Genomic DNA, 7,263 nt, shown 5'->3' with positions numbered 1-7,263 from the left:
CCGGGTTGCACCCGGCACCCGCAGAGGCAACGGCAATGTCAAAAGCTGGTTTCCGTGGGATGGCGCGGCGGTGTGGGCAGGCGGGACACGCCGTAGACCCCGCTTCGCGGTCCGGCCCAGCCGCTGGCGGCTGGGCGTTCGGGCGCCTGCGAAGCAGTGCTTCGCAAGCAAAGCGCCTCACCCCTGGGGGCTGGATGGCGCCTTGCTCGTGTGCGCTGTCCTGCGCACACGGCAAGACCGGGGTTGGGCGTCCTGCCCAACCCGCCCGAGGCATGCCTCGGGCCCATGGCGCCAACGGTCCCGCCTGCCCACACCGCCCCGCCTCTGACAGGTTCTGGGTACCTGCCGGGGTCGGATCCCTCTGCCGCGCAGAGGGCTCTGACCCCTGAATCTGTCTGTGCGGGCGGGAGGCGCTAAAATGGCGGGATGATCGCCAATACCGCTGCCTATCATTTCGCCGTCATCGACGCCCCCCAGGCCCTGTGCGACCAGCTGCTGGCCCGTGCCGAGACGGCGGAGCTGCGCGGCACGATCCTGGTGGCGGGCGAGGGACTGAACCTGTTTCTGGCGGGGGCGCCGGAGGCGGTTGAGGGCTTCTATGCAGCGCTGCATGCCGATGCGCGTTTCGCCGACATGCGGGTCAAGACCAGCCTGAGCAAGCACCAGCCGTTCGCGCGGCTGAAGGCCAAGGTGAAGGACGAGATCATCAGCTTCCGCCGCGATGACGGCCAGCCGCTGGACTATCCGCGCGCACCGTCGGTCGATCCTGCCACCGTGCAGCGCTGGCTGCGGCAGGGCCATGACGATGCCGGCAAGCCGGTGGTGATGCTCGATACGCGAAATCTGCAGGAAGTGGAGTACGGCACCTTCAAGGATGCGCTGGTGTTGCCCATCCGCAAGTTCACCGACCTGCCCGAGGCGCTGGCGCCGCATCGCGATGCGCTGCGGGACAGCACCGTGGTCAGTTTCTGCACCGGCGGCATCCGCTGCGAGAAGGCCGCGCTGTGGATGGTCAATGACGGCATGGACAATGTGCTGCAGCTCGATGGCGGCATCCTCGGCTACTTCGAGGAGGTGGGCGGCGAAGGCTACGAAGGCCGCTGCTTCGTGTTCGATGAGCGCGTGGCGCTGGATGCCGAGCTGAAGCCGATGGTCGACCAGCCGCTGCCCGAGCCGCGCCCCAGCGCGTTCTGACCGCGCTTGTGTAGAGCCGGGCCCATGCTCGGCTGCTGTTGGTCGACGAAAGGCAGCCGAGCATGGGCTCGGCTCTACACGATCCGGTGGGCGCTGAACCCGCCCTGCGGGAATCAGCATCCCGCCACCGTCACTGGCCGCTGCGCCCGGCCGCCCCCATGCAGAGGTGATCCTGTGACGGAAAAGCGCCTGATGATCCCGTTGTCGATCCTTGACCTGGCCCCGGTCTGCGAGGGCAGTGACACCACTGCCGCCTTCGCCAACATGCTGGAACTGGCCCAGCACGCCGATGCGCTGGGCTACCGCCGCTACTGGCTGGCAGAACACCACAACATGCCCGGCATCGCCAGTGCCGCCACCGCCGTGCTGATCGGCCATGTTGCCGGTGGCACCCAACGCATCCGGGTCGGCGCGGGCGGCATCATGCTGCCCAATCATGCCCCGCTGCAGGTGGCCGAGCAGTTCGGAACGCTGGCCTCGCTGTATCCGGACCGCATCGACCTTGGCCTGGGCCGTGCGCCGGGCACCGATCAGCCGACCGCACGTGCACTGCGCCGCTATTTCGACAGCGCCGACCAGTTTCCGCAGGACGTGCGCGAGCTGCTGCACTACTTCGAGCCGGTCCAGCCTGGACAGGCGGTGCAGGCCGTTCCGGGTGGTGGCCTGCGGGTGCCGACCTGGATCCTGGGATCAAGCCTGTTTGGCGCACGCATGGCGGCCTCGATGGGCCTGCCGTATGCATTCGCCTCGCATTTCGCGCCGGACGTGATGGACGAAGCGCTGGCGGTGTACCGCCGCGAATTCCGCCCCTCGGCCACGTTGAAGCAGCCGCACGCGATGCTGGCCCTGAACGTTGTTGCCAGCGACAGCGAGGCCGAGTCGCGTCGCCTGTTCACCAGCCAGCAGCAAAGTTTCGTCAACCTGCGCCGCGGCCGGCCGGGCAAGATCCCGCCGCCGATCGACGACATTGAAGCCTTCTGGGAGCCGCACGAAAAGTTCGGCGTGGAACGGGCCCTGGCCTGCACCGTGCTGGGCGATCCGCAGCAGGTGGCCGAGGGTATCGCCGCTTTCGTTGAGCGGCACAAGCCTGACGAGCTGATGCTCACTGCCAACCTGTATGACCACCGTGCGCGCCTGCGTTCCTTCGAGCTGGCGATGAATGCCTGGCATGGCCGCCACGCGGGCTGAACAACCGCGTCACGGCCCGTTGCGGCCGATCCGCGTCTGATGGGGGCTCCCCACTTCTGGAGTCCCCACCATGGCCGAGACCCGCGCCGAACACATTGCCCAGCTGGCTGAACTGATCAAGGACGTGGAGGTGGCGATGTTCACCACCACCGGCGTCGACGGGCGACTCTACAGCCGGCCGTTGGCCACCCAGCAGGTCGCCTTCGACGGTGACCTGTGGTTCGTGATCACCGCCGACAGCCCGAAGGTGGCCGAGATCGCGCTCGACCCGCGCGTCAATGTGGCCTATGCCTCGCCATCGAAGAACACCTATGTGTCTGTGGCGGGGCGGGCGCGGGTTGTCGATGATCGCGCGAAGATCGAAGAGCTGTGGTCGCCGGCGATGAAGCTGTTCTTCCCCGCCGGCAAGGAAGACCCCAACCTTCGCCTGATCCACGTGCGCGCCGATAGCGCCGAATACTGGGATGGCCCGGGCACCTTGCTGGGCAAGGCATTGAGCTTCGTGCTGTCGGCGGTGCAGGACGATCCGGCACCGCTGGCGGACAACGGATTCGTCGACCTTCGGTGATTGCCGCATCCACGCGTTGCGTGGATCTAGCGGATGCCGGTAGTGCCGGCCGTTGGCCGGCTACCTTGGAAACGTGGCAGCCGGCCATCGGACGGCTCTACCGGATGCCGCTTCAGAACCAGCGCTGGAAAAGTTCCACTGTATAGCCCACCAGCTGCCCCGAACTGAAGCCGAAGAACGCGATCGCCACCAGCGCTGCGATCCAGTTGAACAGCATCAATGCACCATCGCGCTCCAGCAGCGCCAGCGAGAACAGCAGCAGCTGGAAACCGAACAGGAAGTTGGTGAACGGAATCGGCAATGACAGCAGGATGCCCAGCAGTACCAGCAGCAGGCCGCTGAAGGCGTGCGCGGGCAGCGGTGTCAGCAACTGCGGCAGGCGAGGCTTCAGCATCCTGTCCAGTCGCCGCAACGGGCGATCGATACGGTCCAGGAAGCGGTGCATGGTGCCGCGCTTCGGCCCGCGTCGGGCAATGAAACCGGGCAGCCAGGGCCGGCGCAGGCAACACAGCATCTGCAGTCCGATCAGGACCACCAGTGGGCCGCTGACCGCCCCCCCCATGCCCGGGATCGGGATGAACGAGGGCAGGATCGCCACGAACAGGAACACGCCGAACGCGCTCTGCTGCAGGTTGCTGAGGATCTGGCCGAGCGGCATGTGCTCGGCGGGATCGCCGGAGGCGAACATCTCCAGCAGGGTGCGGATGCCCTCGTTGCGGTAGGTCGGGCGCTGCGCACCCTGGCCCTGGCCAGCCTCAGGCGGTGAGCTCATCGGCCTGCTCGTCGGACAACGTGCGCAGCAGCAGCTTGTCCACCCGCGCACCGTCCAGGTCGACCACCTCGAAGCGCCAGCCGGCCCAGTCGAAGTACTCGCCTGCGTGCGGGATGCGGCCGAAGTAATGGATGCACATGCCGGCCAGGGTGTAGTAATCGCCGTCCTCGGCATCGGGCAGCTCGTTGCTGCCGATCAGCTCGCGCAGGTCTTCGATCGGCAGTGAGCCATCCACGAGCAGCGAACCGTCCTCGCGGGTCACCACCAGCGCATCCTCGTCGGCATTTTCTACGGCCTGCAGGCGGCCGACCACGGCGCCCATCAGGTCGCTGATGGTCACCAGGCCCTGGATCTCGCCGTACTCGTCCACCACCAGCGCCATCGACTGCTGTTCCTCGCGGAAGATCTCCAGCAGCTTCATCGCGTGGGTCGATTCGGAGACGTACAGCGGTTCGCGCAGGGTCTGGAACAGCGCGTTGTCGCCGCGCGCCATGCGCGTGGCCAGCGATTTCAGCTCCAGCACGCCGACCACGTCCATGTCGTTGTCGCGGTACACCGGGTAACGGGAGAACTCGTGCTCGGCCATGATGTCCAGATTGCGCTCCAGCCCGGCCTGGGTGTCGAGCCAGGCGATGCGGTTGCGCGGCGTCATCAGGCTGTCGGCGGTGCGGTCGCCCAGGCGCATGACCCGGTTCATCATGTCGCGCTCGTGGGCGTCGATCACGCCGGCCTCGTGGCTCTCGGCCACCAGCATCCGGATCTCCTCTTCAGTCACCTGCGCGGCCTCGTCCTTGCCCAGGCCCAGCACCTTCAGCACCAGCTGGGTGGTCTTGGACAGGAGCCAGACGAAGGGCAGGGCGAGCCTGGCCAGCCAGCTCATCGGCATCGCGACCAGGCCGGCAATGGCCTCGGAACGTGTCAGGGCCAGGCGCTTGGGCACCAGTTCGCCGAAGATCAGCGTGATGAAGGTGATCAGCGAGACCGCCAGAGCGGTGCCTACTTCGCGCGCGTACGCAAAGCCGGGCATCAGGCCCTGCAGCCAGCCGGCGATCGCGTCGCCGATCGCATCACCACCGAGGTAGCCGGTCAGTACGCCGATCACGGTGATGCCGATCTGCACGGTGGACAGGAAACTCTCCGGCTTCTCCGAAAGCTCCAGCGCCTTGGCGGCGCGCTTGGAGGTGGCGGCCATCTGCTTCAGGCGGCTCTTGCGCGAGGTCATGACCGACATCTCGGACATGGCGAAGAAGCCGTTCAGCAGAACCAGCGCGAAGACAATCAGGATCATTTCAAACACGGGCGTCGTCCCCGGTTGGTGGCAGGGAGGGCGGGTGCTTGCGATGGCGGCAGGCGCTCAGGAACGGGGTCCGGCGCGGCGCAGGGGGATAAGGGTCGTCGTCCATAAGGTGCGCCCGAAGGCGCGCTGGCATCTTAGCAAAGGGGCGTGGCAGGGTGGCAACCGCCTGTTCAGGTTGAGGGTCCCAGAGCCAGGAAAGGGCGCGGGGATACCCGTGATGGTCATCTAGCCGTCATAATTCGCTCTGGTGCCGTCCTTCCCGCGACGGCTGACAGGTTTCTCAATGTTCTCTCTGCAGACCATTTTCGGTTCCGGCAAACAGTTCTACACCCTGCTCGATGAGGCTGCTGTCGCGGCTTCCGATGCCGCCAAGGCGCTGCATTCCATGCTGCGCGAGGCCGACCGCCAGCCCGCGCTGGACGCCTTCAAGCTGGCCCGCCTGCGCGAACGCGCGGCCTCGGACAAGATCAGCCAGGCGCTGGTCGACAGCTTCATGACCCCGATCGAGCGCGAAGACATCGAAGCGCTGGGTTCGGCCCTGTACAAGATTCCGAAGCAGATCGAGAAGTTCGCCGACCGCTATTCGCTGGCCACGACCCACCTGGAGCACATCGACTTCGCGCCGCGCGCGGCGATGCTGGAACAGGCCGCCGGCGTGGTGGTGGAGATGGTGGCCGACCTGCGCCACATGAACCTGGACCGGATGACCGCGCTGAACGAGAAGCTGCGCTCGCTGGAGAACGAGGCCGACCGCCTGATGCTCGAGCTGTACCGCGACATCTACTCCGGTCGCCTGGACAACCTGCAGATGTTCCTGCTGAAGGAATTCTTCGAGATCCTGGAAAAGGCCATCGACCGTTGCCGCGAGGCCGGCGTGGTGGCGTACCAGATCGTGTTGAAGAACAGCTGACGGACGCCGCCGCATGTTGACCCTTGTCCTGGTGGTGATCCTGGCCGCGCTCGTCTTCGAGTTCATCAACGGCTTCCACGACACTGCCAACTCCATTGCCACCGTAGTGGCGACCAAGGTGCTCTCGCCCGGCTGGGCGGTGATGCTGGCCGCCTTCATGAACCTCATCGGTGCGCTGACCGGCACTGCGGTGGCGCTGACCATCGCCTCGGGCCTGCTCAACACCAACGTGGTCGAGGTCACTCCGCAGGTGATCCTGTGCGCCCTGCTGGGCGGCATCATCTGGAACCTGATCACCTGGTGGAAGGGCCTGCCGTCCTCGTCCTCGCACGCCCTGATCGGTGGCCTCTGCGGTGCCGGTCTGGCCGCGGCCCACAACAACTGGGACGCGCTGATCTGGTCGGAGCGCCTGGGCAGCTGGGCGCAGAACAAGGGCCTGCTGTGGAAGGTGTTCGTGCCGATGATCACCTCGCCGATCGCCGGCTTCCTGCTCGGCATCGTGGTGATGGTGCTGCTGTGGGCGCTGATCGCCGGCCTGGCCAAGGTCGGTGGCGCCATCGGCCGCCTGGCCCGTCCGCGCATCGTCAATGCCTTCTTCGGCAAGGCGCAGATCGCCTCGGCGGCCTACATGGGCTTCGCCCACGGCCACAACGACGCGCAGAAGACCATGGGCATCATCGCGATGACCCTGATTGGTGCCGAAGCCACCGGCGCACTGAACGATCTGCCGTCCTGGCTGGCCTTCATGCACCCGGACGCGCACGCCGGTGACGGCATCGCCATGTGGATCGTACTGACCTGTGCAGTGGTGATGGCTGCCGGTACCGCCTCGGGTGGCTGGAAGATCATCAAGACCCTGGGCCACAAGATGGTCAAGCTGCACCCGATCCACGGCTTCGCCGCGGAGACCAGCTCGGCCACCATCCTGACCCTGGCGGCCCACTTCGGCATGCCGGTCTCGACCACGCACAGCATCTCCACCGCGATCATGGGCGTGGGCTTCGCCAAGAACCCGCGTTCGCTGAAGTTCGGCGTGATCGAGCGCATTGTCTGGGCCTGGATCCTGACCATCCCGGCCGCCGGCGGCTGTGCGTACCTGATCCTGAAGCTGTTCGAGCTGTTTGGCTGGACCTGATCGCCACGCCAAGGTGCACACGAAAAAGCCCGCCGATATCCGGTGGGCTTTTTCATGGGCAAAGAATTTTTCCGCACACAACGTGTCGACCAAGGTCGACACCTACCAGAGCAGAAACAGGGATCCGATCCCGTGCCGACCAACGGTCGGCACCCACCAGCAGCAGCGGGAAACTGTCGAAGGCGGGGTGGGTCCGGTT

7 protein-coding genes are annotated in these 7,263 nt (G+C 66.2%); 5 read left to right on the top strand and 2 right to left on the bottom strand.

Features of this window, described 5'->3' with window-relative positions; all coding sequences use genetic code 11:
* The first annotated feature begins 426 nt into the window (after window positions 1–426).
* From HMPREF3114_RS17835 to HMPREF3114_RS17825, 3 genes are all read left to right on the top strand, one after another.
* Window positions 427–1,194, top strand: coding sequence for a sulfurtransferase (locus HMPREF3114_RS17835; protein WP_053501115.1), 768 nt, complete (start codon window positions 427–429; stop codon window positions 1,192–1,194).
* Between the two features lie 192 nt (window positions 1,195–1,386).
* Window positions 1,387–2,382, top strand: coding sequence for an LLM class flavin-dependent oxidoreductase (locus HMPREF3114_RS17830; protein ID WP_005416014.1), 996 nt, complete (start codon window positions 1,387–1,389; stop codon window positions 2,380–2,382).
* 70 nt (window positions 2,383–2,452) lie between these two features.
* Window positions 2,453–2,950, top strand: coding sequence for a pyridoxamine 5'-phosphate oxidase family protein (locus tag HMPREF3114_RS17825; RefSeq protein ID WP_005416015.1), 498 nt, complete (start codon window positions 2,453–2,455; stop codon window positions 2,948–2,950).
* 112 nt (window positions 2,951–3,062) lie between these two features.
* On the opposite strand, the gene HMPREF3114_RS17820 is transcribed toward HMPREF3114_RS17825, so the two are convergent.
* Entirely contained in the window at window positions 3,063–3,722 is a 660-nt protein-coding gene (locus tag HMPREF3114_RS17820) for an exopolysaccharide biosynthesis protein (protein WP_053501113.1), read from the bottom strand.
* Complete coding sequence (locus HMPREF3114_RS17815; protein WP_049410714.1) at window positions 3,706–5,010, bottom strand: hemolysin family protein; 1,305 nt, start codon at window positions 5,008–5,010, stop codon at window positions 3,706–3,708. The genes HMPREF3114_RS17820 and HMPREF3114_RS17815 overlap by 17 nt, the downstream gene beginning before the upstream one ends.
* A gap of 292 nt (window positions 5,011–5,302) precedes the next feature.
* Here HMPREF3114_RS17815 and HMPREF3114_RS17810 point away from each other — a divergent pair, with 292 nt between their 5' ends.
* Window positions 5,303–5,929, top strand: coding sequence for a DUF47 domain-containing protein (locus HMPREF3114_RS17810; RefSeq protein ID WP_004152833.1), 627 nt, complete (start codon window positions 5,303–5,305; stop codon window positions 5,927–5,929).
* A 13-nt stretch (window positions 5,930–5,942) separates the two neighbouring features.
* A complete protein-coding gene (locus HMPREF3114_RS17805) occupies window positions 5,943–7,064 on the top strand; it encodes an inorganic phosphate transporter (RefSeq protein ID WP_019658889.1) in 1,122 nt (373 codons plus the stop codon).
* The last annotated feature ends 199 nt before the right edge of the window (window positions 7,065–7,263 follow it).

It is taken from the genome of Stenotrophomonas sp. HMSC10F07 (assembly GCF_001807895.1).
Taxonomy (GTDB): Bacteria; Pseudomonadota; Gammaproteobacteria; order Xanthomonadales; family Xanthomonadaceae; genus Stenotrophomonas; species Stenotrophomonas sepilia.
This window is presented reverse-complemented; position numbering and strand designations above follow the sequence as displayed.